Raw genomic sequence first — 25,318 nt, forward strand, 5'->3', positions numbered from 1 at the left:
AGTCGTGCCTGGTAGGTAAATCCGCCGGGCTTAGATGAGGGGTGATAACGAGTCTGCTTGCAGACGAAGTGAGTGATACCCTGCTTCCAGGAAAAGCCACTAAGCTTCAGCTACACACGACCGTACCGCAAACCGACACTGGTGCGCGAGATGAGTATTCTAAGGCGCTTGAGAGAACTCAGGAGAAGGAACTCGGCAAATTGACACCGTAACTTCGGAAGAAGGTGTGCCTTTAGTAGGTGAACCATTTACTTGGGGAGCCCAATGAGGCTGCAAAAAATCGGTGGCTGCAACTGTTTATTAAAAACACAGCACTCTGCTAAGACGAAAGTCGACGTATAGGGTGTGACGCCTGCCCGGTGCTGGAAGATTAAATGATGGGGTGCAAGCTCTTGATTGAAGTCCCAGTAAACGGCGGCCGTAACTATAACGGTCCTAAGGTAGCGAAATTCCTTGTCGGGTAAGTTCCGACCTGCACGAATGGCGTAATGATGGCCACACTGTCTCCTCCTGAGACTCAGCGAAGTTGAAATGTTTGTGATGATGCAATCTCCCCGCGGAAAGACGGAAAGACCCCATGAACCTTTACTGTAGCTTTGTATTGGACTTTGAACAGATCTGTGTAGGATAGGTGGGAGGCTTTGAAGTGTGGTCGCTAGATCGCATGGAGCCAACGTTGAAATACCACCCTGGTGTGTTTGAGGTTCTAACCTAGGTCCATTATCTGGATCGGGGACAGTGCATGGTAGGCAGTTTGACTGGGGCGGTCTCCTCCCAAAGTGTAACGGAGGAGTTCGAAGGTACGCTAGGTACGGTCGGACATCGTGCTAATAGTGCAATGGCATAAGCGTGCTTAACTGCGAGACTGACAAGTCGAGCAGATGCGAAAGCAGGACATAGTGATCCGGTGGTTCTGTATGGAAGGGCCATCGCTCAACGGATAAAAGGTACTCTGGGGATAACAGGCTGATACCGCCCAAGAGTTCATATCGACGGCGGTGTTTGGCACCTCGATGTCGGCTCATCTCATCCTGGGGCTGTAGCCGGTCCCAAGGGTATGGCTGTTCGCCATTTAAAGAGGTACGTGAGCTGGGTTTAAAACGTCGTGAGACAGTTTGGTCCCTATCTTCCGTGGGCGCTGCAGATTTGAGGAAGCCTGCTCCTAGTACGAGAGGACCGGAGTGGACGAACCTCTGGTGTATCGGTTGTCACGCCAGTGGCATTGCCGAGTAGCTAAGTTCGGAAGAGATAACCGCTGAAAGCATCTAAGCGGGAAACTCGTTTCAAGATTAGATCTGCCGGGGCCTTGAGCCCCCTAAAGAGTCGTTCAAGACCAGGACGTTGATAGGTCAGGTGTGGAAGCGCAGTAATGCGTTAAGCTAACTGATACTAATTGCTCGTGCGGCTTGACCCTATAACTTTGATTAATTCGAAGTTGTTATGCCAAGTTGACGCATTCAAAAGGCACAGCTCAGCAGCTGTGCGAATCTAAATACAAGCTGATTTACTCTATGAATTCGATGGGCTGTTCTTTGAACAGTCTGTCAACAAGTTATGCCTGATGACCATAGCAAGTTGGTACCACTCCTTCCCATCCCGAACAGGACAGTGAAACGACTTAGCGCCGATGATAGTGCGGATTCCCGTGTGAAAGTAGGACATCGTCAGGCTCTTACAGCAAGGAACGCCCGGTTGATTTTTGATCAACCGGGCGTTTTCTTTTGTGTGCCCGGTATTTGACTCGGTCATGAGAATTAAAAAAGCCCGCATGGATTTATGCGGGCTTTTTGCTTTGAATGGGCCACTTCTCTGGGCGATTCTGTGGGCGAACCAGGTGTTTAGCAGAGCGCAATTGGCGAGAGGAGAAGACTCGCGCGCCGATCTTGATTTAATAGAGAGAAATTCATGCATTCAAGATATACGCACCGTCTCTTTTAGCTACCCCTGCCGTGATCAGCTCGGCACTCAGCTCTTCTATCCAGGCGCGGACGGGGCAATCTGCGAAGAACTTGGCTTTGATTTGCGTGAAATAGGGCGTACTGATTGCCCACTGCGCAAACTCATCAAAATCTTGTCTCTGCGTTTCGAGTAACTTGAATTTAAGCAGCACTTTGGCCGCGTGGCGCGCATGCCGGCGCGGGTTGCTAGCAAACGACTCCAGTCGCTGGCGTGCGCGTACGAGTATGTCAGGCGTATAAGCGAAGACACGGCCGTGCCCAGGAATGACAGTTTTTGGTTCTAAATGCTCAATCAAATCCAGGGTTGCGGCAACCTCGGCAAAAGCGTCAGTGCCTTCCAGTTCGGGAAACACGACGCCAAAACCGTTTTCCCACAATGCATCGGCAGAAATAAGCAGCTTGTCCTGAGGCTCAAAGAAAATCAAGGAGTTTGGATCATGCCCGGGCGCAGCGTGAGCCTGCCAAGTCGCTGAGCCAAATCGGATGAGATGCCCCGGCTCAATAACTTGAGTGAAGCCAAACTGCGGACAGAGCTGCCCTGTTGGCAAATAAGTCAGCGCAACAGGATCCCACTCGGCGACCTGCTGCGCATGGCCAGGTGGAATAAGGGTTTGCAGATCCGGATAACGGGCTTGCAAGGCGGCGTTTCCACCGCAATGGTCGCTATGCAAATGTGTATTGACCAGAACGTCGAGTGGGCGGGAGCCTAATACCGACTCGATCAAGGCCAGTGTTTGCACTGAATGTGTGCAATATCCGCTGTCCACCAGCACGGTCTCTTCACCATCCGTGAAAAGAATATTGTTGGCGGAGAGCCAGCCGCGCTCAAAAGCATGCAGTCCGGCAGGAAGAACCGGTGCGCTCATCAGTGGTTAAGGGCGAATCGGCCTTCAGGCCGACGCGCGCAGCTCGCGTCTAAGAATCTTTCCGACATTGGTTTTGGGTAAATCATCGCGAAATTCAATGTACTTGGGCCTCTTGTAGCCCGTGAGGTGTTGCTTGCAATAGGCGCTGACGTCATCTTCAGTGAGCGTAGGGTCATTCTTCACCACAAAAACCTTGATTGCCTCGCCCTGCTTGTCGTCGGCGATGCCGATAGCAGCGCATTCAATGACACCGGGACATAGCGAAATGACATTCTCAAGCTCGTTGGGAAAGACATTAAAGCCTGAAACGATGATCATGTCTTTCTTGCGGTCGATGATTTTGGTGTAACCACGGTCATCCATGATGCCGATATCCCCGGTGCGCATAAAGCCGTCGGAGGTAAATGCCTTTTTATTCTCTTCGGGCTGTTGGTAGTAACCGGTCATCACCTGCGGGCCCTTGATGCATATTTCCCCGGACTCGCCGACTGCCAGCGATTTTCCGTCGTCATCTTTGATGGCGATTTCAATGCTTGGCAACGGCAAACCGATGGTGCCGGTGAACTCTTTGTTGGTCACGGGGTTGTTGGTGCCTATGGCGCAGGTTTCACTCATGCCCCAGCCTTCAATCATCGGGCAGCCCGTCACCTGGAGCCAGTGTTTGGCCGTGCCTTCAGACGCGGCCATACCGCCTGCCTGCGAAACGCAAAGACTTGAGAAGTCCACCGTCTTGAACTGCGGGTGCTGAAGCAGCGCATTGAACAAGGTGTTGACTGCCGGCAGCATGTGAAAGGGGCGCTTCTTGAGCACCTCGATGAACTTTCCGAAATCCCGTGGATTGGGAATCAGCGTCAGGTGGGCGCCCCATCGGATCGTGAGCAGGCACAAGGTCAGCGCGAAGATGTGATACAGCGGCAGAGCCGCGATATTGTTGGTTTTGCTGACGTCACCGATGCGTTGCAGTGCCGGTGTGAACCATTCTTCAGCCTGAAGGATGGCCGCAACGATGTTGCGATGCGTGAGCACGGCGCCTTTTGAGAGCCCGGTTGTTCCGCCGGTGTATTGCAGAAAGGCAATCGAATCCAGCGTGGTTTGTGCCGGCTTCAGTGTCAGGCGGCTGCCCTCGGCCACCGCGCGATTAAAGGCCGTCACAGTGCGCCCATCGCCCAGCGGCAATTTGTAGGCTGGCACCAGTTTGGCGAGGTGCCGCACGGCGAAAGTGATCCATTGGCCGTACCAGAAACCCAGCAAATCACCCATTGACGCCATCACCACGTTCTTCACGGGTGTGCGCTCAATCACCTCGGCCAGCGTGGCGGCAAAGTTTTCCAGAATGACGATCGTCGTCGCGCCGGAGTCGCGGAGTTGATGCTCCAGCTCGCGAGCCGTATAGAGCGGGTTGACGTTCACGCAGGTATACCCTGCGCGCAAGATGGCGGCCATGGTGACGGCAAACTGCGGCACATTGGGCAGCATGATCGCCACGCGCGCGCCAGGCTCCAGCCCGAGACCCTGCAACCAGGCTCCGAATGCAGAGGACAGGTCGTCGAGCTGACCATAAGTCATCCAGTGGTCCATGCAGACAGAGAAGGGTTTCGCCGCGTTCTTCTTGAAAGAGTCCTCCAGCAACTGATTGAGCGAGCGAAACTGTTTCGTATCGATCTCGTGCGACACACCCTCTGGATAACTCTTGAGCCAATGCTTGTTCATACAAACTCCTTGCGGCTCATTGTGAAAGCCGGACGCGGCAATTCGTATGGGGCTTGTCCTAATGCGGGCGTGTTAAGAGGCGCCGGTGGCCAGCAAATGGCCCAAACGGGTCTCACAGGTGACAGCATCGTCCTCAAACAGCGAATGGATCCATGCAGTTTCGCGATCCTTGATCAGTCTCAGAAATTCGTCAGCCCCGCGCATGTTGGCAAAAGCGTCGAAGCCCGCCTCAAGAAAATGCTGCAATGAATTCAGGCCGGCTGCGGCCGCCGGACCGCGCATCATCTTGAGCAAGGTACGAAGCCCGAACATCCGCGTCAAGCGGTTGAGCTCATGCCCCAGATGCAGAACGACTTCGAGCTGCCGGGTTCTGGCGGCGATATCTCCCACCTGCCTCCAGCAGCGGATGTAGCGCGCGCACTCAGTGCCCTGGTGGCCGGCCGCCATGTCCGCGAGCCACTGCCTGGCCATCAGGTCGTCCAGCTTTTCGGTGAGCGCGTGGACCTCCGCCAATGCCGCGGCTGTACTGACAACCGGCTGCGGGAAGATTTTTGCAATGGTGCTGGCAATCCGTGCGAACTGCTGGTCGCGTTCGGCGTAGTCCTTGTCGCTATAGAGCTCCTGCAAAAAGAACGTCGCCGCAGTTTTGTAACGCGGACTGTGCAGAAGATCGGAATACGTGGCTTGAAACCGCCGCGCCTGAAAGCGTTTGATCTCAGCGCTCGCACAGGCCAGCGGCGGGTCGGCTGCGTGCTGTTGCCGAAGCAGCGCCACGGCTTGCAGCGCATCGTGAATTTGTTGTGCTGAGGCGTCCATACAAACCCGGAGTTTATCTAGGTACGGCCCCCTATTGAAACTTAAGTGCCCATGCGAAACTTCCAGCATGCAAAGAAGAACGCTCCTCAAGCTCGGCGCCGCATCGGCCGCCGTGCTGATTGTTGCCGGGGGCGCGGCTGCTTTGCTGCAGCCCGGTCTGAAGGGCGGTGTCTTGAGCGACTCGGGTCGCGAAGTTTTTTCCGCAGTTGGCCGTGCCGTCCTGGACAAAACACTGCCGGCCGACGAAGGTGCGCGGCAGGTTGCTCTGCAAGGCTTGCTCACGCGTGTCGACATCCTGGTGCAATCGTTGCCGCCCCACGCGCAAGCCGAGTTGTCACAACTGCTGGCATTGCTGGCCAGTGCCGCCGGGCGGCGCACGCTTGCCGGTCTGAGTCAACCGTGGTCCGAAGCCTCTATCGCCGACATCCAGCATGCGTTGCAAGACATGCGCTTGTCCGCGCTGGCCTTGCGCCAGCAGGCCTATGCAGCCTTGCATGACATCACGGCAGGCGCCTATTTTTCGGACCCGTCAAGCTGGCCGCTGCTGGGCTATCCCGGCCCCCTGAAAATCTGAAGATACCGAAAACAGCATGAGCCAACTGAAAGATCCGATCCGCGAGGGCATCGCGCGTGGCTGGAAAGTCATGGGCGGCCCGTATGCATCGGCGCCGGAAAGGATGACCTGCGACGTGGCCATCATCGGCAGCGGCGCCGGCGCCGGTATTACCGCCGAATTGCTGGCCAAGGCCGGCCTGCAGGTGGTGATCATTGAAGAAGGGCCGCTCAAAAGCAGCAGCGACTTCAACCAGAAAGAATCGGAAGCCTACCCTTCGCTCTACCAGGAGAGTGCGGCGCGCAAGACGGAAGACAAGGCCATCAATATCCTGCAAGGCCGTTGTGTGGGCGGCTCTACCACGGTGAACTGGACCAGTTCTTTTCGCACACCCGCGTCGACGCTCAAGTTCTGGCAAGACAAGTTTGGCCTGGCCGGTTACAACGTCGAAGCGCTGGCGCCTTACTTTGCGCAGGCGGAGCAGCGGCTGAACATCACGCCCTGGCTGGTGCCGCCCAATGAGAACAACGACCTCTTGCGCAGAGGCGCGGCCAAACTGGGGATTCCCGCGTCGGCCATCTCGCGCAACGTCAAGGGCTGCTGGAACCTCGGCTCCTGCGGCCTCGGTTGCCCGACGAACGCCAAGCAGTCCATGCTCGTCACCACCATTCCCGCCGCGCTCGATCTGGGGGCGCAACTGCTGGTTGAAACACGCGCGGAAAGTTTTGAGCTGGCCAATGGGAAAGTCACCGCGCTGGTGTGCAGCAGTAACCGTGGCTCAGGGAAAAAAACGGCTGCAGGCCAGGAAACACGAGCGCAAGCGGCTATAAAAATAGTAGCAAAACACTATGTGCTCGCCGGCGGCGCCATCAATTCGCCGGGCGTTTTGTTGCGCTCAGGGGCACCTGACCCGCATGGCGTGCTGGGCGCCAGAACCTTTTTGCATCCCGTCGTGATGTCCTCCAGTGTGTTCGAGCAAAAAGTCGAAGCCTGGAACGGTGCACCGCAGACGATCTACTCTGATCACTTCCTGGAGACGCAGGCCATCGACGGCCCCATCGGCTACAAGCTGGAGGCGCCGCCGCTGCACCCGGTGATTTTTGCGTCCACTGTGCCCGGCTTTGGCCAGGGCCAGCACGACCTGCTCAAATCCTTTCCGCACAACCACACTTTACTGGCGCTGTTGCGCGACGGCTTTCACGACGAATCCCCGGGCGGGAAGGTCAAGCTGCGCAGCGACGGCTCTGCCGTGCTGGACTACCCGCTGACCCCTTACGTCATGGAAGGCGGCCGCAAGGCTTTGCTGTCGATGATGGAAATCCAGTTTGCAGCGGGCGCCAAACAGGTGCTGCCGCTGCACGAGATGGCCCAGCCCTACACCTCCTGGGCCCAGGCGCGCGACGCCGTCAATGCCTTGCCCATGAAGCCCATGCTCACCCGGGTGGTCAGCGCCCACGTCATGGGCGGCTGCGGCCTGGCAGGCACTGAACGCCAGGGCGTCACCCGCCCCGACGGCGTGCACTGGCAGCTGGAGAATCTTTCGATTCACGACGGCTCGCTTTTCCCGAGCAGCATTGGCGCCAACCCGCAACTGTCTATTTACGGCGCCGTGAACCGGCTGGCGCAAGGCCTGGCCAAAACGCTGTCCGGCCGCGATGTCACACTGGCCTGAGATACTGGGGGTTTGACCCTCGCACCTTTTGCTGATTCATGCTGGCTCAACTGCAACGATTCATCACCCTGACCCTGATCGCCGCGGCCTTTGGCTGGTTGTTTTACTTTCGCAGCAGTTCCCCTGCACTGGCTGTCGCCGGCTTCTTTGTCATTGCATTGGGCTACACGGGCTTCCTCGCCATTGAGTTCCTGCTGCTTCGCCATGTCAACAAGACCGATCCGGCGCCCCAGCCCACCTGGAGCGAGCTTGCGCGCGCCTGGCTGGGCGAAACATTCACCGCCCCCCGCGTGTTTTGCTGGCGCCAGCCCTTTCGCATGAATGTGGTGCCCGACCAGCTTTCAGCTGACGCCGGCTTTCAAGGCCGTCGCGGCGTGGTGTTCGTGCATGGCTTTTTTTGCAACCGCGGCCTGTGGACGCCCTGGCTCAGCCGTGTGCGGTCGAGCGGGCGGGCATTCATTGCCGTCAACCTCGAACCTCTTTTTGGCTCCATCGATGACTACGCACCGCAGATCGACGAGGCCGTACGCCGGGTCACCGAGGCCACGGGCATGGCGCCGCTACTGGTCTGCCACAGCATGGGCGGACTCGCCGCGAGGGCCTGGCTCAAGCAGATGAAAGCCGAAGCCCGTGTGCATCATGTGGTGACGATAGGAACGCCTCACCGGGGAACCTGGCTGGCGCGTTTCGGCCACGGCCATAACGGCCGGCAAATGCGCTTGCTGTCGGACTGGCAAGCCCAGCTGGACCATGAAATGCCCGCCGACCGTCACTCGCTTTTCACTTGCTGGTATTCCAATTGCGACAACATTGTGTTTCCGACGTCCACCGCCACCCTCGAAGGGGCTGATAACCGCCTGATCCGTGGCGCAGCCCATGTGCAGATGGCGTTTTTGCCGGAAGTCATGAACGCCTCGCTGGCGCTGCTCGAGGGCGAGCCAGCCTGAGAGGGCCGGCCGCCGGCTTTGCAGCCGGCTGGCTGGCAGGGGGCCGTCAAATGTGACAGCCGTATGTGAATTTCTCACAAGAATCATTGGTCATATTCACTATCTACCTTGCGCAAGGCTTTCTATGCTCATCTATTTGTAGGATGGAGCGCCCAAAATGTACGCAATGCAAGAAACCGGTCTTCTGGAAGAAGGCCGCTCGCTCCCTCTTGGGGAGACCGAGCTGTATTCAACGCCAGCCCTTCTGGCTTTGCTGGTCGATGAGCTGGCCCATGGGGTGATTCTTGTCACCGCCCAGTGCCGGATCCTGCATGCCAATCAGGCCGCGCGCCGCGAGCTTGAACACGCAGCCGTTCTTGGCACGGACCGGGGTGAGCTGAAAGTTCTCATGCCGGCCGATGCCAAAGCCTTTCAAAACGCCATGGGCAAAGCCGTTGCCGGCAAGCGCAGCCTCATCAGGCTGGCGGCCGAAGGCGTGGATTTCACGCTTGCCGTGGTGCCGCTGCAGCGCCAGCCCGGCGTTCCCTGTGAGCGCATGGCCCTGGTCCTGTCGCGCCTGGCGGTCAGCGAGTCGGGCGTGTTCAGTGCTTTTGCCCGCAACCACGGCCTCACCCAGACGGAAGAGCAGGTGCTGGTGCTCTTGTGCCGCTGCCTCAGCACACCCGAAATCGCGGTCCAGATGAACGTCGCCGTCTCCACCGTGCGCAGCCACGTGCGCAGCCTGTGCGCCAAGACGGCCTCCAGCGGCGTCCGTGAGCTGGTCAATCATGTGGCGATCCTGCCACCCATCGCACCCTTGCCGCTGGGGCAAATTCACTGAGAGGTGCCGGCACGCCCGGCGACGTGCTAGATTACGGGTGATCATGAGTTCGCCTACACCTCCCGATGAGGGCTTATACGCCCATTTGACTCCCGAATTGCGTACGCTCGCCCTGCGCGGCGCCGTGCGAAGTTACCCCAAAAAGACAGTCGTTATCAACGAGGGTGAAATCGGCGACAGCCTGTTCATGCTGCTCAAAGGCAGCGTCAAGGTGTTCTCAATGGATGAGAATGGGCGCGAAATCACCTACGGGCGCATCCATTCGGGCGACTACTTCGGTGAAATGTCCCTCGATGGCGGGCCCCGCTCGGCATCGGTCATCACGCTGGAACCCTGTACTTGCGCCGTTCTGAGTCGGGCAGATGTGAGTGAACACTTGGTCGATGAGCCAGGATTCGCGATCAATCTGGTGGTTCAGGTCATTCGCCGTGCCCGCTCGGCCACCGAAGCAGCCCGAAACATGGCCTTGCTCGATGTCTATGGCCGGCTGATCGCCGTGCTGGAAGAGCACGACGACGTGACGACCCGCGATACGGCGACAGGGCTCACGCTCGAGTCTATTACCCACCAGGACATCGCCAGCCGTGTTGGCGCGTCCCGCGAGATGGTCAGCCGCCTGCTCAAAGACCTGGAAAAGGGCGGCTACATCGAAATGGGCACCAAGCGCATCACGCTGCTCAAAAAGCTCCCCAGCCGCTGGTAGTCGCGCCGGTGAGTGTCTTTCATTCGGGTTTTGCCATGAAGCAGGCTGCTCAGCCGGATGCGCCGCTGCGCGTGGATGCTATTAGTGTTGAGGGGCCGCACCGGTGAAACCTGCGTACAACTGCTTTTGTTTTGCTGTTCCTTCCAAGCTTTTCCGCAAACTCGCCGAAAAGTCAGGGGACGAAGGTTCAAGTCACCTCCACAGCCATATCGAACACAGCATGCGGCTGCGCACGCACCGCCATGTTTGCGCCAAGCAGGGCGTCAAGGCCGCGCCCCCGGTCTCGTCTCCCATGTCTTTCATGCCGGGCCTGCCCTACCGCCGCAGTATTTTTAATGCGGGCACCGACACCGACCTGCCGGGCAAACCCGTGCGGCATGAAGGCGAGAAACCGGTCAAGGACCGCGCCGTTAACAAGGTGTATGACAACACCGGTATCGCCCTGAACTTCTTCCATGAGGTTTTCGGGCGGGATTCCCTGGATGACCGCAGCATGCGGGTGGAGTCAGCCGTGCATTTCGGCAAGGACTTCGCCAACGCCATGTGGACCGGCGAGCAGATGGTGTACGGCGACGGCGACCATAACGTGGGCGGCTTCACCGAAGCGCTGGACATCATTACCCACGAACTGTCGCACGGCGTGCTCCAGCACATGATCCCCGGCGGGCTGGGGGTGTACCGGTTGCCCGTGAAAGACCGTGAATTCCGGGAGCAGACGCATGCGCTGCAAGGCCAGGCCGGCGCCCTCAATGAATCTTTCTCCGACGTCATGGGCAGCATGGTCAAGCAGTGGCATGCCGGCCAGACCGCGGCCCAGGCCAACTGGCTGCTAGGGGAGAACATGCTCGCGCCGCAGCACGGCAAGGCCATCCGCTCCCTCAAAGATCCCGGCAACCGCAAGCTGACCTGGTATGACGACGACCAGTTCAAAACCATGGAAGAGTACGTTGACGGCGCGGACGTTCACGACAGCTCCGGCATCCCCAATCACGCGTTTTACCTGACCGCCAGAAAAATTGGCGGATTCTCCTGGGAGAAGGCCGGCGCCATCTGGTACGAAGCCTTCCCCAAGCTCAAGCCCAAGGCCAGCTTCCTGGACGCGGCGCGTGCAACAAGCCGCGTGGCGAGCGCGCGGTACGGCAGTAAGTCAAAAGAGTACAAGGCAGTTGTTCTGGCGTGGGAAACGGTGAAGGTACTCACTTAAGGCTCTGCACTAATGCCTTGATTTGTTGATGGCGTCGTGCAACGATTCGTCCTGTAGGTTTTCCCGTTGTGGAGAGGGACAAAAAAGAGATGTCGTTGCGCTGCGTATCGTGCCTGACCGTGAACCCGGTTGCCAACCGGTTCTGCGGTAACTGTGGCGCTGCCTTTGGCCTTAGTGTGCAAGAGCCCCCCAGTGCCCTGGCCCCACTGGCGTCTGAAATCCAGTGGGGTGCGCTCAAGCACGCCACCATCCTGTTTGCAGACGTCGTCAGTTCCACCGAGCATGTCTCCGGGCTGGATCCGGAACAGGCCATGGAGCAACTGCGCCCTGCCGTGCAGCGCATGTGCAATGCGGTGGAGCGTTTTGGCGGCACCGTCGTGCGCACGCTGGGTGATGGCGTCATGGCATTGTTCGGCGTGCCCCGGGCGCTGGAAGGCCATGCCAGCCTGGCCTGCGAGGCCGCGCTGGCGATGCAGGCGGCTTTCGAAGGCCCCGGCTCGGACTTGCGCATTCGTGTCGGCCTGCACTCCGGCCAGGTCGCCCTGGATCCCGAGGCAGTTGATGCGACCCGCGGCGGCGGTGTGCACGGCCACGCCATCCATCTGGCCAGCCGCGTGGTGGCGCTGGCCGAGCCCGGCGGAATCTGCCTGACCGCCGATTGCCTTGCCTTGGTACGCTCTGCCTGCGATACACGGCCCATGGGCAAGCATCCCTTGCGCGGCATTGCCGAGCCTGTGGAGCTGCACGCCCTGCTGGGCATGAAAAACGATGTGCAGAGCCAAAGCTTTCATGAGGCGGCGCTGTCGCTTTTCCGGGGCCGGTCGCAAGAGCTGAGCGTGCTGCAGGACGCGCTGCGTAATGCGGAAAACGGAGAGGGCTCCGTGATCGGTTTGTCAGGCGCGCCCGGCACCGGCAAGAGCCGGCTTTGCCATGAGTTCGCCCAATGGTGCCATCTGCGCGATGTGCCGGTCTTCGAAGTAAGAACCCAGCTTTATGGGCATGCCACGCCTTTGCAGCCGGTTCTCCTGTTGCTGCGCAGCTGCTTTTTCCATATCACGCCGGCACTCGACGCGGCCGCTGCCCGGGAATGCATTGTCCGGGGGCTGGCCAAGCTTGGCGCGGTTTCGGGGGACGACCTGGCCTTGCTCAGCGAATTTCTCGGCGTGGCCGACGCCAATGGCCCGCCTTGCTCGCTCAATGCCAAGGCGCGGCGGGCCAGGCTGCTGGGTTTGCTGCATGAGCTGGTCAAGCAGGCCGGCGCCACCACCTCTGTCATTGTTTTTGAAGATCTTCACTGGCTGGACGAGGCCAGTGCCGAGTTTCTTTCGGCCCTGGTCGCGGCCATCGCCGGCACCAGAACGCTGTTGTTGCTGAACTACCGGCCGGGTTACCAGGCCCCCTGGTGGACGATGCGCCACTTCCGGGCAATGTCGCTGGCGGATCTGAGCTTGTCCGATACCGAGCAACTGGTACGCGAACGCTTGGGGCAGCATCCCGAATTGCTGGGGTTTTTCCCCCTCATCGTGGAGCGTTCCGCCGGCAATCCATTTTTTGCCGAGGAGTTGGCGCAGTCGCTGATTGAAAAGAGCGCTTCCCTGGTGACTTCAAGCCAGCGCAAGTCGGACGTTGCCTCCCTGGCGCACGCATTGCCCGCGACCGTGCAGGCCGTGATCGGCGAACGCATAGACCGGCTGGTAGCCACCCAAAGAACGCTGCTGCATGTGTGCGCCGTGATCGGCAAGGAAATTCCGCTCGCCGTGCTGCAAGACGTTGCCGTCTATCTGGTGAGCCAGCTGGAGACCGGCCTGGATGGCCTGTGCGAGGCCGAACTGCTGCAATTGCTGCGCGAGATCACGGGCGGGCGCCGCTTCGCTTTCCGGCATCCGCTGATTCAGGAGGTGGCCTACAGCACCCAGCTCAAGGCGCGCCGTGCCAACCTGCATGCCGCCGTGGCCATCGCCATGGAGGCGCATTACAGCGCACAACCGGGCGAGTTCGCCGCGCTGATTGCTTACCACTACGAAGCCGCAGGGCAGTTGCTCAATGCGGCGCAGCATGAGGCCCGCGCGGCCAAGTGGACCGGTTCGACCAATTCGGCGCAGGCCATCAAACACTGGCGCAAGGTATGGACGTTGCTGGACGGGCAGGAACGCTCGCCCAGCGTCGACATCCTGAGGGCACTGGCGGGCGGGCGCATCATGTACCTGGGCTGGCGCGAAGGCCTGGATCCGCAAGAAGTCCAGAAAGTCAGCCACGAAGCGATCGAGCTGGCCCGGCAGGCAGACACGCGCCTGGAGCAATTGCTGCTCTTCGCGCAGGGTCGCATTGTCCAGTCGGGTGGTGGGCCCGCAGATGACTATGTGCAGTGCGTGCGCAACGCGCTGTCGCTCACGCCAGAGGGCAAGGATGCCGGGCGGGTCGCCATGCTGAATGTGGCGCTCAGCCAGGCTTATGGCTGGGCGGGGCTGCTGGAGCAGGGGCTGGATGCGAACGATGCCGCGCTGCTGGGCGTGGCCAGCATCGACCAGTTCGACCGGGAATTCATCGACTTCAGCATTGAGCAATGGCTCTACGGCATCCGTGCGCGCCTGCTCATCCGCATGGGCCGGCTGGAAGAGGCCCAGAAATGCCTGCAGCAAATGGAGACCGCCGACGGCGGGCTGAACGACCCCGTCATCGAACAGATCGCGCACTACCTGTACGTGGAACTGGCTTTGTGCTTTGGGGACACCGCGCTTGCGCAGAAGCATTCGGCCAGGGTGTCGAAGATTGCCCAGGAACATAAAAGCCCGTACTCGAGGGCGTTCGCCCTGTGGTGCGGCGGATTGGTCGAGGCCACGGCCGGCGACCTTGAATCGGCGCAGCAAAGTTACTCGCAGGCGCTTGAGCTCATCATGGGCACGCGTGCCGCGGTGGAGTTTGAAACCGAGATCCGGGTCAGCCTCGCGGAACGCCATTACCAGGCGGGGGACTATGAGCAGGCCATCGCCACGGCCAAGGAAGCGCTGGCGCTGTCGCAGCAGCGAAGCAACCGGCTGACCGAATGCCGCGCGCTGATTGTCTGGGGCGGTGTCCTCGGGCAAAAAGCCGATGCCGACTCCTGGAACGAGGCCTCGTCCCTGTTCAATCAGGCAGAGCAACTGATCACGCTTACCGGCGCCCGTATTTATGAGTCGGGGCTGGTCAATGAGCGAAGCCGCCTGGCGCAATTGATGGCGCGTTGACGGCCACCGCCACGGGCGGTTCAGCCGGCTCCGCCCGGCGTTCGTACGAGAAGGGTGTATTCGTCCTGCAGCCCGCCGGCGTGCAACACCTCAACCCTGGCGCCAAAAGACTGCTCACAATGGCGCTGCCAGCGTTCTGGCGCTGTTCTGTAGAGCTCAGGCGGGCTCTTGTTGTCTCCGGCAGGCGGAGCGAGGAAGTTGACGGCAAAACCCTTGCGGCTGCTTTTGTGCATGTCTGCCAGGGTCTCCTCGACAAAGGTTTCCCACAAAGCCAGCGGCTGGCTCAGCTTGACGTTGAAAATGCCACTCGCCACCGAATAGTCCGCCACACGGGGGCTGGCTTTTGCCGCCACAAATTCCGTCTCGGGGTGTTCGTGCCACAGACGGCGCGCATGCGCCACCATGGACGCGGACAGGTCCACGCCGAGGTAGTCAATGCGTGTGCGTTTTTTTTGCCTGGCCAGAAAGGCCAGCAGGGCGCCATAACCGCAGCCGATGTCATTGAGCGAGAAGGGCGCTGCCATGTCGCACACGCGCAGCAACTGCTCAAAGCGCAGCTCCTGCGTGGAATGGCTGGGCCAGTCCACGCCCAGGGGCGTTGCCCCGTGGACGTTGACCTTGTGCGTGTAGTACCTGTCAATGCCCGCGTACAGCGCCGCGAGCGGGTGGTCAGCGGACAGGCGCCCGGTCATGGTGGGAGCCTGTCACGGTGATCACTTCTTGGCGGCGGGCTTTTTGGCAGCTGCCTTTTTGGCGGCTGAAATCGGCTGCATCGGGATGGAGATCGTGATGAAGTCCTGCTCCAGATAGTGAATAGGCTGGCTCTTGGCGATGATCTTCACTTCCGTGTTGGCTTTGTCGCCGCGCATGTCGTGCGAGGTGAAGAAAACCGGCAAAGGCGTTTTCGATGCCAGATTCTTGATCAGGGCGCCAACAATCGCGGCGTCGCCGTCAACGCCCTTCTGGTTGGAGCCGTGCCGGTGAAGGTTGCCCAGCAGGTTTTGCCAGAGGTTCTTCACTTCATTGTTGCGGGCGCCCAGATTGAGCACGGCGCAGCTGGTCTTGAAAGAGCGGCCCTTCTTGAAGATCTTGAATTCTTTCTGGAGGTCGACCATCTCCAGGATGCCACCGAAGTGCGAATTCTTGCCCTGTGACGGAGCAAAACGCAGGTTCAATTCATCCAGCATCGTTCCGATGTAGATGTCGTGTTCTTTCATGAAAAGGCCCATAAATTTCTCCTGCTGTTACGGTTAATGGAATGACTGCACGTATAAAACCCCAGTCGGGGTTGAAAACCCTCGTGGGCGTTCGTTTTTTGGGAGCCAATGTACCCTGCGGTCGGGAACTCCTCTTTTTGGAGGATATCGTAAGTGGGGTAACAAATTTTTACGTCCTCATTTTGTAGGAGGAATTGAGCGAAACCAGCACCTGATGTGCTAGGAGCACTTTTGGTGCGTCGCACTGTTGTATCAGTGTTGAATTTCATATGGACAACAAATGGACAACATTCGTGTCAAATGGCGGAATTGCCGCTTGTGGCAATTCCGGCTTCTGGTTTTCCCGGTGCGCGCCGTTTACAGGTGCGCCGCGCCAGCCGCCGGCACATATTCTTAAAGCAGCGAGACTTCCGGTATGCCCCTGATTGTGGTGATTGAAGACGACGCGGGCACCCGCATGCTGGTGACCCAGGTCCTGAAAAAAGAAGGTCATGAAGTCATGTCGGCCGAAGACGGCCTCAAGGGGCTGGAGCTGATCCGTGAATTCAGGCCCGACGTGGTGGTGAGCGACATCCAGATGCCCAACCTCGACGGCTTCGGGGTGCTCGACAAGGTGCGCAACGACGACGCCCTGGCCACTACTGCCGTGATCCTGCTGACCTCCCTGCAGGACCGCACCCATATGCGCCAGGGCATGACCACCGGCGCCGACGACTACCTCACCAAGCCCTTTGCCCCGCAGGAGCTGCGCGAAGCCGTCAACGCCCAGCTCAACAAGCTCAGCCGGGCCGATGCCATGCGCGCGCAGGTCGTGGACAAAGCCGTGCAACTGGCCCTGTCGGAGCAGGCCCAGAAAATCAGCGACCTGTACGAGACGCGCCTGGCTCATTCGCTGAGCCAGCAATGGCCTGAAACCGGCCCCGTGCAAGACAGTGACCGCTTTGCCAGCGCCACCGTGCTGTTCGCCGACATGCGTGACTATGGGCTGTGGACGCAGCGCCTGTCCGGCGCGGAGCTCAGCGACATCGTCAGGCGGCTCTACAGCAGCGTCGGCGACACGGTCTACCTGTTTGGCGCGCATTACATGCAGTTTGTGGGCGACGGCATGCTGTGCGTGTTTGTGGATGCCCACGACACCCACTCCGTCAACCACGGCCTGCGCGCCATGCGCGCCGCCCTGGGGCTGGCCGACGCCACCAAACGCATCGATGCCCACGTGCGGCAGCACTTTGCCGGGCAGGACCTGCCGAACTTCTCGCTGGGCGTTGCGCTGCACAGCGGCCCCGTGGCCTTTGCCGGGCTGGACGGCCTGATCGGCCGCTCGGACCAGACCACGCCGGTGGGCGACACCGTGGCCGGGGCGCTCAAGCTGTTTCAGGGGGAGCCCAGGCTGGACTGGACGATTGCCGCCAGCGTGCAGGCCACGCGGCTTGTCACCGGCGCCGTGCGCACCGGCCGCCGCGCGCTGGTGGAAGTGGCGGGCCGCGGCCGGCCGCTGGACACCGTGGAAATCGTGGGGCTTGCATGACGGCGCCCCAGACAGGCGCCGGCGGCACAGGCACAGGGCGCACCTGGTCGCTGCGCACGGTGCTGGTCACCAGCCTGCTGCTGTTTTCCATCGTCCCGGCCGCCACGGTGGGCTGGTTTTTGTACCGCAGCAACCTGCAAAGCGTGCAGACGCTGGCCGAGAAGACGGTGGACGCCACCGCGCAGCGGGTGCAGATCGTCACCGAAGAGCATGTGTCGCAGGCGCATGTGGTGCTCAACGGGCTCATTCATGAGCAGCCCGGCGAGGCGGGCGTGGCGCGTGCGCGCCAGCTGATCCAGAACCCCGCCCTGTTCGAGCAGACCGCGTTTGCCATGACGCGCATGACGCCCCGGGTGCCGAATATGGTCCTGGCCACACACCGCGGTGAATACCTCGGGGTCGAGGCGCCACCCCAGGGCGGCAACCTGCCCACGCAGGTGGCGGTGCGCAAGGAGGGCGCGCAGGGCCGCACATTCTTTGCCGCTGAGTACCCCGGCGACCGCCGGCAGAAAACCGCCACCGAAGAAACCAACCACGAACCCCGCACCCGGGCGTGGTACCAGGGCGCGATGGAAAACAAGGGGCGCAGCTTCACCGCCGTGTTTCCTTCAGAGGCCCACAACCAGTTGCTGGTCACGCTGGCGCAGCCTGTGTATGGCGCAGATGGCGGCTCGCTGGGCGTGTTCGCGGTCGACCTGCATCTGGCGCGCCTCAAAGAGCTGCTGCAAACCATGGTCTTCAGCGCGCGCGGCACGGCCTTTCTGCTCGACGAGAACGGTTTGCTGGTCGCCAACTCCACCATAGACCCGCTGTTCACCGGCACCGGCGCCAAGCTGGAGCGCAAACGGCCCATGGACAGCCGCAACGCCGTCGTTCGCAGCGCCTACAACGAAGTCGCCCCCAGCCTGGGCCGCACGCTGCCCGACAGCGTGCAGCGCATCGCCTTTTTGCACCGCGTGCCTATGGAGGACGACACCCTGATCGTGGTGCTCAGGCCTTTCGGCGAAAGCCTGGGGCTGCGCTGGAGCCTGGTGGTCGCCGCGCCCGAAAGCGACTTCGCCGCCGCCAGCCAGGCCGCACTTAAAAAGACCCTGGCCGTGATGGTGCTGGCCCTGCTGCTGGGCGGCATGCTGGCCACCTGGCTGGCCTGGCGCCTGAGCCGCCGCTTCCGGGCCCTGAGCGTCGCCGCCGGCCAGCTCGCGCGCGCCGAGGTGCCGTCCGTCCAGCAAAACGCCCGCATCACCGAGGTGCGCCAGCTGTCGCAGACCATGCACGACAGCGCCGAAGAGATCGTGCGCAACCGCGCCGCCATCGAAGTGCAAACCCTCGCCCTGCAGGACGCCAACGAAACGCTGGAAGCCCGCGTTGCCAGCCGCACCGCCGAGCTGGCGGCCTCGCGTGAGGAAGCGCTTGCCGCGGCCCGCGCCAAGGCGGCCTTCCTGGCCACCATGAGCCACGAAATCCGCACGCCGCTCAACGGCGTGGTGGGCATGACCACACTGCTGGCCGACACGCCGCTGGACCCCGAGCAGCGCGACTACCTGCACACCATGCGCGTCTCCAGCGACCAGCTTCTGGGCGTGATCAACGACATCCTGGATTTCTCCAAAATCGAGTCCGGCAAGCTGGAGCTGGAAAACGAGCCGCTGAACCTGATGGCCACCATCGAAGAGGCCTGCGACATAGGCGCGCCGCGCGCCCGTGAAAAAGGCCTGGAGCTGCTGGTCGACCTGGGCGACGAACTGCCCACCTGGGTGCGTGGCGACGTGACGCGCCTTCGCCAGGTGCTGCTCAACTTCGTCAACAACGCCGTCAAATTCACCGAGCAAGGCCAGGTCATCGTTTCGGCCCATGTGCTGGAAGACGCCACGGCGCAGCAAGGCAGCCTGGTGGAGTTCCGCGTGAAAGACTCCGGCATCGGCATTCCGCTGGACAGGCAGTCCGCGCTGTTCCAGTCCTTCACCCAGGTCGACGCCAGCACTACCCGCAAATACGGCGGCACCGGGCTGGGGCTGGCCATCTGCAAGCGCCTGGCGGGGCTGATGGGCGGCAGCGTGGGGCTTGAGTCGGCGCCGGGCCAGGGCTCGACCTTCTGGTTCACCGCCCGGCTGGGTTACGCCAACGCGCCCGAAGTCGCACAGCTGTCGTCCCTGCATATGGTCAGCTTGGCCGGCAAGCGCGCGGTGGTGGTGGACGACACCCCCGTCAACCTGCGCATCCTCGACAAACAACTCAGGCGCTGGGGCATGGAGCCGGTCCTGTTCGAGCGCGCCGGCGAGGCGCTCACCTGGCTGGCCGGGCACCCGGCGGTGGACGTGGTGGTCACCGACATGCACATGCCCGAAATGGACGGCCAGACCTTTGCCCAGACGCTGCGCGAGCGCTATCCGGGCATACGCATCGTGCTGCTCACCTCCGGCACCATGCCCGGCGGCGAGCAGGCCAGGGTGTTCGACGCGCGCCTGCTCAAGCCCTACCGCCAGTCGCAGCTGTTTGAAGTCATCGCCCGCATCACCTCCGACGCCGCCACGCTTCAAAGCACCGCAGAAGCCGGCAAGCCCGAGCTGCGCAACCAGTTCATCCTGGTGGCCGACGACAACGCCGTGAACCTCAAGGTCGCGCTGGCCATGCTGGCCAAGCTGGGCTACGAAGCCGCCACCGCGCTCAACGGCCGCGAGGCGGCCGACAGGGTGGCCGCATCACTGGGCGCCGGCGCCGGCACGCGCGACGGCCCGCGGCCCTATGCGGCCATCCTGATGGACGCCAACATGCCGGTCATGGACGGCTTTGCCTCCTCCCGCGAGATCATCGCCACGCATGGTGAAGATGCGCCGCCCATCATCGCGCTGACCGCCTCGGTGCTGGAAGAAGACCGCCAGCGCTGCCTGGCTGCAGGCATGGTGGGCTTTCTGCCCAAGCCGCTGCGCATTGACGAGCTGGCCGAGGCGCTGGCGCGCTACGCCAGAAAGCCGGGTGAAGAGGGTGCTACAAAAATAATAGCTGCCTACGCCCATCCGGAAAGGGCTAGTCCGCTTAATGAGCAAGTGGATTCAGCGGTGGTGCTGATGGACTGGAGCCGGCTGGAGCAGTTCAAGGAGTTCGACGACGACGAGCGCACCATGACGCGCGAGGTGATTGCCCTGTTCGCCAGCGATGCGCCGAATCGTATCGACGACATCCGCGCGGCGCTGGAGGCCTCCGACAGCGCCGAACTCTCGCGCGCGGCGCACGCCCTCAAGGGGGCGGCGTCCAACGTGGGCGCCGAGGCGCTCAGCGATGCGTGTTTTGTGCTGGAGCAGTCCTGCCTGCAAGGCCAGTGGCCGGCCGATGCGGGCCAGCAGGTGGCAAAGGTGTGTGTGCTGGCCGACAGGACGCGCCAGGCGCTTAACGACTGGATGGCCGCGCCGGGCTAGGTCTAGGCCGGCATTCCCGCCTTGGCTTGCCGGGCAAGCGTCTGGTAGAAGGGCGTGAAGTCCGGCTCCGTCAGGTGCAGCAGGCCTTCAAAGCTGTCGATCACAAAATACTGCTGCTGGAAAGTGTCGATCTTGTAGGTCGATGACATGCAGCGCAGCAGGTCGGCGTTGTCGCGCAGCGCAATGCGTTGCGGCTCCGCTGATTCCACGCTCCAGGCGAGCTCGCCGGGGCTGCTCAAAATGCCCGCGCCATAGGCCCGCACTTCGTCGCCGCCTTTTTTGTCGCGCATCAAACCGAACTCGATGGTGTACCAGTAGAGGCGCGACAGCATTTCCACCGCGCCGGGAATCGGCGGCTTGCCGCTCGCGCCGTGCTCCAGCGCATGCGCCTTCAGCGCGCCCTTGCCGTAGGCCTGGATGTGGTCGGCGTAGCTTGGGTCGAACAGCAGCGGCACATGGCCGAACAAATCATGAAAGATGTCGGGCTCGACGATGTAGTCGAACTCCGCCGGCGTGCGTATCCAGTCCGTCACCGGAAACTTGCGGTTGGCCAGCAAGGTGAAAAACGGCACTTCGGGGATCAGCCCCGGCACGCCCACCAGCTGCCAGCCGGTCGCCTTGAAGAGGCGCGCATTGATGTCCTCAAAGCGCGGAATCGCATCACTCGCGCCCAGGCTGGGCAGGGCCTCGATGAAGGCGCTGCAGGCGCGCCCGGCCAGCAGGGCCGATTGGCGCGTGTAAAGGCGCCGGTAGGTGTCGTGGTCTTGCGCGGTATAGGCCGCGTAGTTTTGCGGGCAGGTGTAGTCGGCATTGACCTGCCCGCCGCGCGCGTAGTCGCCCCGCGGCGGCCGGTCGGACTGGCCGTACACCGCCGGCGGCGGCGTGCTGTTCATGCTCTCTACTTCAGCCATTGGCTCTCCACTTTCTGGTAGTCGCCGCTGGCCTTGGCCAGGTGCAGCCACTGGTCGACGTAAGCCTTGAAAGGCACGTCGCCGCGCGGCAGCAGGTAGGCCATTTCGCCATACTGCAGCGGTTTGTCGGGGTTGATGGCGCACAGGCCTGGTTTGAGCCTTTGCTGGGTAATCGCCTCGGCCGATTCGGTGACGAACACGTCGGCGCGGTTGGCCAGGATTTCGTCAAAGATCGTCAGGTTCTCGGGGTTCAGCCGCATCTGCGCCTGCTTGAAATTGGCGCGCGCAAAACGTTCGTTGCTGCCGCCCGGGTTGAAGATCACGCGCGTCGCCGGCTTGTCGATGTCGGCTACCGTCTGGTACTTGGCCACGTCGGCGCAGCGCGCGATCGGCGTCTTGCCGTTGACCATATAGGGTGCGCTGAAGAAGGCCTTTTTCTGCCGCTCGGTCGTCACCGAGATGCCGCCGACCGCCATGTCGCATTTGCCGGCTGTCATGTCGGGCATCAGGTTGGACCAGCTGGTCTTGATCCACTCCGGCTTCACGCCCAGGCTGGCCGTGAGCGAGGCCATCAGGTCCACATCGATGCCTTCAAACGTGCCGTCGGGCTTGTGAAAGCTGAAGGGCTTGTAGTCGCCCGGTGTGCAGATGCGCAGTACGCCGGCTTTTTGCACGGCGTCCAGGCTGGAGGCCGCGGTCTGGGCCGAGGCGCCGGTGCTTGCCAGCAAAGAAGCCGAGACAAGGCCAAGCGCGGCCAGCGAGCGTTGCGATTTCAGGCGAAAGGACATGGCTATCTCCGTGAGGGGTTGATCAGTGGGGCTTTATTGTGCGCCCGTCTGCTTAGCCCTTTGCGCCGGCCTCTTTGCCCGCCAGCACGCCGCGGCGCATCTGGTCCAGCTCTATGCTTTCAAACAGCGCCTTGAAGTTGCCCTCGCCAAAACCGTCGTCGCCCTTGCGCTGGATGAACTCGAAGAAGATCGGGCCCAGCTGGTTTTCACTGAAGATCTGCAGCAGCAGCGCGCCTTTTTTGCCGTCCACCAGGATCTTGCGTTTCTTCAGGTCGGCCACGCTTTCGCCGTGGCCGGGGATGCGCTTGTCGACCAGCTCGTAATAGGTGTCTATCGTGTCCAGCAGCTTCACGCCGCTGGCGCGCAGCGCGTCCACTGTCGCAAAGAGGTCGTTGCTGCCCATGGCGATGTGCTGGATGCCTTCGCCCTGGTAGCGGTCCAGGTATTCCTGGATCTGGCCGGCCTTCTCGTTGCCTTCTTCATTGATCGGGATGCGGATCTTGCCGCAGGGGCTGGTCATGGCCTTGCTCTTCACGCCGGTCACCTGGCCTTCGATGTCGAAGTAGCGAATCTCGCGGAAGTTAAAGAGCCGTTCGTAAAAACCGGCCCACTCGTCCATGCGGCCGCGGTGCACGTTGTGCGTCAGGTGGTCGATGTAGGTCAGGCCGTGGCCCGTGGGGTTGAGCGCGTCGCCGTCAACGCCGGGCAGCGGCTCGAAGTCCACGTCGTAAAAGCCGATGTTGCCGATGTCGCCCGGCTGCGCGCCGTTTTTGCCGCGCCATTTGTCGATGAAATAAATGATGGAGTCGCCAATGCCCTTGATGGCCGGAATGTTCAGCTCGCCGGGGCCGGCCGTGTGGGCATAACCCCAGGCGCCCAGCGCGATGGCGCGTTCGTAGGCGAACTTGGCGTCCTTCACACGAAAGGCGATGGCGCACACGCTGGGGCCGTGCTGGCGCGCAAAGCGCTGCGCAAACGAATCGGGCTCGGCGTTCAGGATGAAGTTGATGCCGCCCTGGCGGTACAGCGTCACGTTTTTGTGGCGGTGTTTGGCAATCGGCTTGAAGCCCATGCGCTCAAACAGCGCGCCCATGGCGGCAGGGTCCGGCGCGGCGTACTCGATGAATTCAAAGCCGTCGGTGCCCATGGGGTTGTCCCAGGCCGCGCCTTGCTCAAAGTTCAGGGCGGTGTTTTCGCGTGCGTTCATGCGTGTCTCCAGATTAGATGCCGATGAACTGACTTTAGCGGCGCGGGTGGTCAGTTTTACTGCGAATTGGGGCGTCTGAATTGCCATTGACGCAGTAAATCTGCAAAATTAGGCGAATGGAAACACTCGACAAGCTTGATCGCCACATTTTGCGCAGCCTTCAGGACGACGGACGCGCCACCTACGACCAGCTCGCCGAGCAGGTGGGCCTTTCGCCCAGCGCGGTGCTGCGGCGTGTGAAGCGGCTGGAGGAAAGCGGTGTGATCGACCGCTATGTGGCGCTCGTCAAACCCGAGGCCGTGGGGCTGGGGCTCACGGCTTACCTCAATGTTCGGCTCGAAAAGCACACCGAAAGCCACAAGCGCAACCCGATGGACCTGTTTCGCGCCAGTGTGCAGACCTGGCCCGAAGTGGCTGAATGCTCGGCGCTTACGGGCGAGATGGATTACCTGCTGCGCGTGGTGGTGCAAGACATGGCGCACTACAGCCGTTTCATCATGGACACGCTGCTCAAACACCCCAGCGTGCAGGACTGCAAAACCAGCTTTGTGCTGGACCGGGTCAAAGCGACCACGGCGGTTCCGCTTTGATTCAAGGGTCAGTCAGCCCCGCGTCAACAAGCAGGTAGCCAATGGCTTGAGGCGCCTGGAGCCGCCAGTTGGCGGCCGTGGCGGGCTTAAATCACGTGGATGCCTTCTGCGTGTTGTTGCTGCGGTGCAACATAAGGCGGTTTTGAGCAGAATTTCCGCCGAAATTGCTACTGTTTTGATAGCTGTATTTCCCCGTTAATGCTGGGGGAAGTGCCGATTTGATCGACAAGTTTGGCTGCACTCCCTATTTACCGCCCGGGAGAAGCCCTTAGACTGGTGATTCTAGGGAAAACCCTTATATTGAAGCCATGGTTACACCCGGCACACTTTTGAAAGCCTCCTACAACGCGAGCAAGAAATTCTTCAGCCCGCCTGCGGAGGAGCGAACCCCCGAAGCGCCTGTTGCGCCCCACGTACCGCCCGTTATGGTCCCAATCCGATCCATGGGCCCCAGCCACGGGGAACGCATCGCCAAACATCTGCTGGCGCTGAGCGACCACGACCGTTATCTGCGCTTTGGCTATTCGGCCAACGACGAGCAGATCCGCCGTTATGTCGACGGGCTCAACTTCGACCGCGACGAGATTTTCGGCATCTACAACCGCAAGCTCGAGCTCATCGCCATGGCTCACCTGGCGCACTCCACCGACCCCAATCTCAAAAGCTGCGCCGAGTTCGGCGTCTCGGTGTTAGCTCAGGCCCGCGGCCGCGGCTACGGCCGCCGCCTGTTTGACCGCGCCGTCATGCATGCCCGCAATGACGGCGTCGACATGATGTTCATCCACGCGCTGAGCGAAAACACCGCCATGCTCAACATCGCCCGCAAAGCCGGCGCGACGATTGAGCGCGACGGTTCTGAAAGCGAGGCGTATCTCAAACTGCCGCCGGCCGATCTGGACTCGCGCATGACCGAACTGGTCGAAGAGCAGATCGCCCAGACCGACTACCGGCTCAAGGTGCAGGCCAAGCAGTTCTGGGATGCGTTGGCTGTGATTCAGGAAGTGCGGCGGGGGGTTCGGGATGGTAGGGATCGGATGCCGATGTAGTTTTGGGCCGGGTCTTGCTCCGGCCTGCGCGTTCTTGCCCTTTGCTTGAGGCGGCTGGCCGGGGGTGGCCCGGCGGCCAGTAACTTTCTTTTGCTTCGCCAAAAGAAAGTCACCAAAGAAAAGGCGACCCGCAGTCTGGGTCCCT

General features: G+C 61.2%; 19 protein-coding genes and 2 rRNA genes (1 of these 21 cut by a window edge). 13 read left to right on the forward strand and 8 right to left on the reverse strand.

Annotated features, from left to right (window positions below):
• Both BM408_RS19960 and rrf read left to right on the forward strand, forming a co-directional pair.
• Positions 1-1,414: ribosomal RNA gene (locus BM408_RS19960) — 23S ribosomal RNA — on the forward strand (it extends 1,466 nt beyond the left edge of the window).
• A gap of 143 nt (positions 1,415-1,557) precedes the next feature.
• A 5S ribosomal RNA gene (gene rrf, locus BM408_RS19965) occupies positions 1,558-1,670 on the forward strand.
• A 233-nt stretch (positions 1,671-1,903) separates the two neighbouring features.
• On the opposite strand, the gene BM408_RS19970 is transcribed toward rrf, so the two are convergent.
• The 3 genes from BM408_RS19970 to BM408_RS19980 all read right to left on the reverse strand — a co-directional run bounded on the left by BM408_RS19970 (position 1,904) and on the right by BM408_RS19980 (position 5,350).
• The gene (locus BM408_RS19970) at positions 1,904-2,824 is read right to left on the reverse strand and encodes an MBL fold metallo-hydrolase (RefSeq protein ID WP_092132163.1); all 921 of its coding nucleotides are present in this window, start codon (positions 2,822-2,824) and stop codon (positions 1,904-1,906) included.
• A 24-nt stretch (positions 2,825-2,848) separates the two neighbouring features.
• Positions 2,849-4,534 (reverse strand): AMP-binding protein, encoded by a 1,686-nt coding sequence (locus BM408_RS19975; protein ID WP_092132164.1) that lies wholly within the window; start codon positions 4,532-4,534, stop codon positions 2,849-2,851.
• A 72-nt stretch (positions 4,535-4,606) separates the two neighbouring features.
• Entirely contained in the window at positions 4,607-5,350 is a 744-nt protein-coding gene (locus BM408_RS19980) for a DUF8198 family protein (RefSeq protein ID WP_092132166.1), read from the reverse strand.
• 67 nt (positions 5,351-5,417) lie between these two features.
• Between BM408_RS19980 and BM408_RS19985 the strand changes: the two genes are divergently transcribed.
• From BM408_RS19985 to BM408_RS20015, 7 genes are all read left to right on the forward strand, one after another.
• Positions 5,418-5,924, forward strand: a complete 507-nt coding sequence (locus BM408_RS19985) for a hypothetical protein (RefSeq protein WP_092132167.1) — start codon at positions 5,418-5,420, stop codon at positions 5,922-5,924.
• Between the two features lie 16 nt (positions 5,925-5,940).
• Positions 5,941-7,575, forward strand: coding sequence for a GMC family oxidoreductase (locus BM408_RS19990; RefSeq protein WP_092132169.1), 1,635 nt, complete (start codon positions 5,941-5,943; stop codon positions 7,573-7,575).
• A gap of 38 nt (positions 7,576-7,613) precedes the next feature.
• Positions 7,614-8,522, forward strand: coding sequence for an esterase/lipase family protein (locus tag BM408_RS19995; RefSeq protein ID WP_092132170.1), 909 nt, complete (start codon positions 7,614-7,616; stop codon positions 8,520-8,522).
• 157 nt (positions 8,523-8,679) lie between these two features.
• The gene (locus BM408_RS20000; RefSeq protein ID WP_092132172.1) at positions 8,680-9,342 is read left to right on the forward strand and encodes a helix-turn-helix transcriptional regulator; all 663 of its coding nucleotides are present in this window, start codon (positions 8,680-8,682) and stop codon (positions 9,340-9,342) included.
• Between the two features lie 97 nt (positions 9,343-9,439).
• Positions 9,440-10,045, forward strand: coding sequence for a Crp/Fnr family transcriptional regulator (locus BM408_RS20005; protein WP_254774889.1), 606 nt, complete (start codon positions 9,440-9,442; stop codon positions 10,043-10,045).
• 220 nt (positions 10,046-10,265) lie between these two features.
• Positions 10,266-11,249: a M4 family metallopeptidase gene (locus BM408_RS20010; RefSeq protein WP_092132174.1), complete on the forward strand. Its 984-nt coding sequence runs from the start codon at positions 10,266-10,268 to the stop codon at positions 11,247-11,249.
• A 176-nt stretch (positions 11,250-11,425) separates the two neighbouring features.
• Positions 11,426-14,473 carry an ATP-binding protein gene (locus tag BM408_RS20015; RefSeq protein ID WP_217649450.1) on the forward strand — a complete coding sequence of 1,016 codons (3,048 nt, stop codon included), beginning with the start codon at positions 11,426-11,428 and terminating at the stop codon, positions 14,471-14,473.
• 20 nt (positions 14,474-14,493) lie between these two features.
• Here BM408_RS20015 and BM408_RS20020 read toward each other — a convergent pair whose 3' ends face one another.
• The gene (locus BM408_RS20020; RefSeq protein WP_092132177.1) at positions 14,494-15,165 is read right to left on the reverse strand and encodes a class I SAM-dependent methyltransferase; all 672 of its coding nucleotides are present in this window, start codon (positions 15,163-15,165) and stop codon (positions 14,494-14,496) included.
• 21 nt (positions 15,166-15,186) lie between these two features.
• Complete coding sequence (locus BM408_RS20025) at positions 15,187-15,690, reverse strand: hypothetical protein (RefSeq protein WP_139237386.1); 504 nt, start codon at positions 15,688-15,690, stop codon at positions 15,187-15,189.
• Between the two features lie 415 nt (positions 15,691-16,105).
• On the opposite strand from BM408_RS20025, the gene BM408_RS20030 reads away from it, so the two are divergent.
• Positions 16,106-17,218 carry a response regulator gene (locus tag BM408_RS20030; protein WP_092132180.1) on the forward strand — a complete coding sequence of 371 codons (1,113 nt, stop codon included), beginning with the start codon at positions 16,106-16,108 and terminating at the stop codon, positions 17,216-17,218.
• A complete protein-coding gene (locus BM408_RS20035; RefSeq protein ID WP_092132182.1) occupies positions 17,215-20,631 on the forward strand; it encodes a hybrid sensor histidine kinase/response regulator in 3,417 nt (1,138 codons plus the stop codon). Before BM408_RS20030 ends, BM408_RS20035 begins: the two co-directional genes overlap by 4 nt.
• A gap of 2 nt (positions 20,632-20,633) precedes the next feature.
• Here BM408_RS20035 and phhA read toward each other — a convergent pair whose 3' ends face one another.
• From phhA to hppD, 3 genes are read right to left on the reverse strand one after another with little or no spacing between them, the layout of a single operon-like run.
• Positions 20,634-21,542, reverse strand: coding sequence for a phenylalanine 4-monooxygenase (gene phhA, locus BM408_RS20040; RefSeq protein ID WP_254774890.1), 909 nt, complete (start codon positions 21,540-21,542; stop codon positions 20,634-20,636).
• Positions 21,530-22,330 carry a transporter substrate-binding domain-containing protein gene (locus BM408_RS20045; protein ID WP_092132183.1) on the reverse strand — a complete coding sequence of 267 codons (801 nt, stop codon included), beginning with the start codon at positions 22,328-22,330 and terminating at the stop codon, positions 21,530-21,532. The genes phhA and BM408_RS20045 overlap by 13 nt, the downstream gene beginning before the upstream one ends.
• Before the next feature lie 52 nt (positions 22,331-22,382).
• A complete protein-coding gene (hppD, locus tag BM408_RS20050; RefSeq protein WP_092132185.1) occupies positions 22,383-23,537 on the reverse strand; it encodes a 4-hydroxyphenylpyruvate dioxygenase in 1,155 nt (384 codons plus the stop codon).
• A 116-nt stretch (positions 23,538-23,653) separates the two neighbouring features.
• On the opposite strand from hppD, the gene BM408_RS20055 reads away from it, so the two are divergent.
• Together BM408_RS20055 and BM408_RS20060 are read left to right on the forward strand one after the other, a co-directional pair.
• Entirely contained in the window at positions 23,654-24,127 is a 474-nt protein-coding gene (locus BM408_RS20055; protein ID WP_092132187.1) for an Lrp/AsnC family transcriptional regulator, read from the forward strand.
• 308 nt (positions 24,128-24,435) lie between these two features.
• Complete coding sequence (locus tag BM408_RS20060) at positions 24,436-25,173, forward strand: GNAT family N-acetyltransferase (RefSeq protein WP_092132188.1); 738 nt, start codon at positions 24,436-24,438, stop codon at positions 25,171-25,173.
• Positions 25,174-25,318 lie beyond the last annotated feature (145 nt).

The sequence above is a fragment of the Polaromonas sp. YR568 genome, from assembly GCF_900116715.1.
Classification (GTDB): Bacteria; Pseudomonadota; Gammaproteobacteria; order Burkholderiales; family Burkholderiaceae_C; genus Polaromonas.

What these genes read in the sequence shown, in the direction of transcription:
- BM408_RS19970 (WP_092132163.1), bottom strand. Translation starts at nt 2,824, where the DNA reads ATGAGCGCACCGGTTCTTCCTGCCGGACTGCATGCTTTTGAGCGCGGC.
- BM408_RS19975 (WP_092132164.1), bottom strand. Translation starts at nt 4,534, where the DNA reads ATGAACAAGCATTGGCTCAAGAGTTATCCAGAGGGTGTGTCGCACGAG.
- BM408_RS19980 (WP_092132166.1), bottom strand. Translation starts at nt 5,350, where the DNA reads ATGGACGCCTCAGCACAACAAATTCACGATGCGCTGCAAGCCGTGGCG.
- BM408_RS19985 (WP_092132167.1), top strand. Translation starts at nt 5,418, where the DNA reads ATGCAAAGAAGAACGCTCCTCAAGCTCGGCGCCGCATCGGCCGCCGTG.
- BM408_RS19990 (WP_092132169.1), top strand. Translation starts at nt 5,941, where the DNA reads ATGAGCCAACTGAAAGATCCGATCCGCGAGGGCATCGCGCGTGGCTGG.
- BM408_RS19995 (WP_092132170.1), top strand. Translation starts at nt 7,614, where the DNA reads ATGCTGGCTCAACTGCAACGATTCATCACCCTGACCCTGATCGCCGCG.
- BM408_RS20000 (WP_092132172.1), top strand. Translation starts at nt 8,680, where the DNA reads ATGTACGCAATGCAAGAAACCGGTCTTCTGGAAGAAGGCCGCTCGCTC.
- BM408_RS20010 (WP_092132174.1), top strand. Translation starts at nt 10,266, where the DNA reads ATGCGGCTGCGCACGCACCGCCATGTTTGCGCCAAGCAGGGCGTCAAG.
- BM408_RS20020 (WP_092132177.1), bottom strand. Translation starts at nt 15,165, where the DNA reads ATGACCGGGCGCCTGTCCGCTGACCACCCGCTCGCGGCGCTGTACGCG.
- BM408_RS20025 (WP_139237386.1), bottom strand. Translation starts at nt 15,690, where the DNA reads ATGAAAGAACACGACATCTACATCGGAACGATGCTGGATGAATTGAAC.
- BM408_RS20030 (WP_092132180.1), top strand. Translation starts at nt 16,106, where the DNA reads ATGCCCCTGATTGTGGTGATTGAAGACGACGCGGGCACCCGCATGCTG.
- BM408_RS20035 (WP_092132182.1), top strand. Translation starts at nt 17,215, where the DNA reads ATGACGGCGCCCCAGACAGGCGCCGGCGGCACAGGCACAGGGCGCACC.
- phhA (WP_254774890.1), bottom strand. Translation starts at nt 21,542, where the DNA reads ATGGCTGAAGTAGAGAGCATGAACAGCACGCCGCCGCCGGCGGTGTAC.
- BM408_RS20045 (WP_092132183.1), bottom strand. Translation starts at nt 22,330, where the DNA reads ATGTCCTTTCGCCTGAAATCGCAACGCTCGCTGGCCGCGCTTGGCCTT.
- hppD (WP_092132185.1), bottom strand. Translation starts at nt 23,537, where the DNA reads ATGAACGCACGCGAAAACACCGCCCTGAACTTTGAGCAAGGCGCGGCC.
- BM408_RS20055 (WP_092132187.1), top strand. Translation starts at nt 23,654, where the DNA reads ATGGAAACACTCGACAAGCTTGATCGCCACATTTTGCGCAGCCTTCAG.
- BM408_RS20060 (WP_092132188.1), top strand. Translation starts at nt 24,436, where the DNA reads ATGGTTACACCCGGCACACTTTTGAAAGCCTCCTACAACGCGAGCAAG.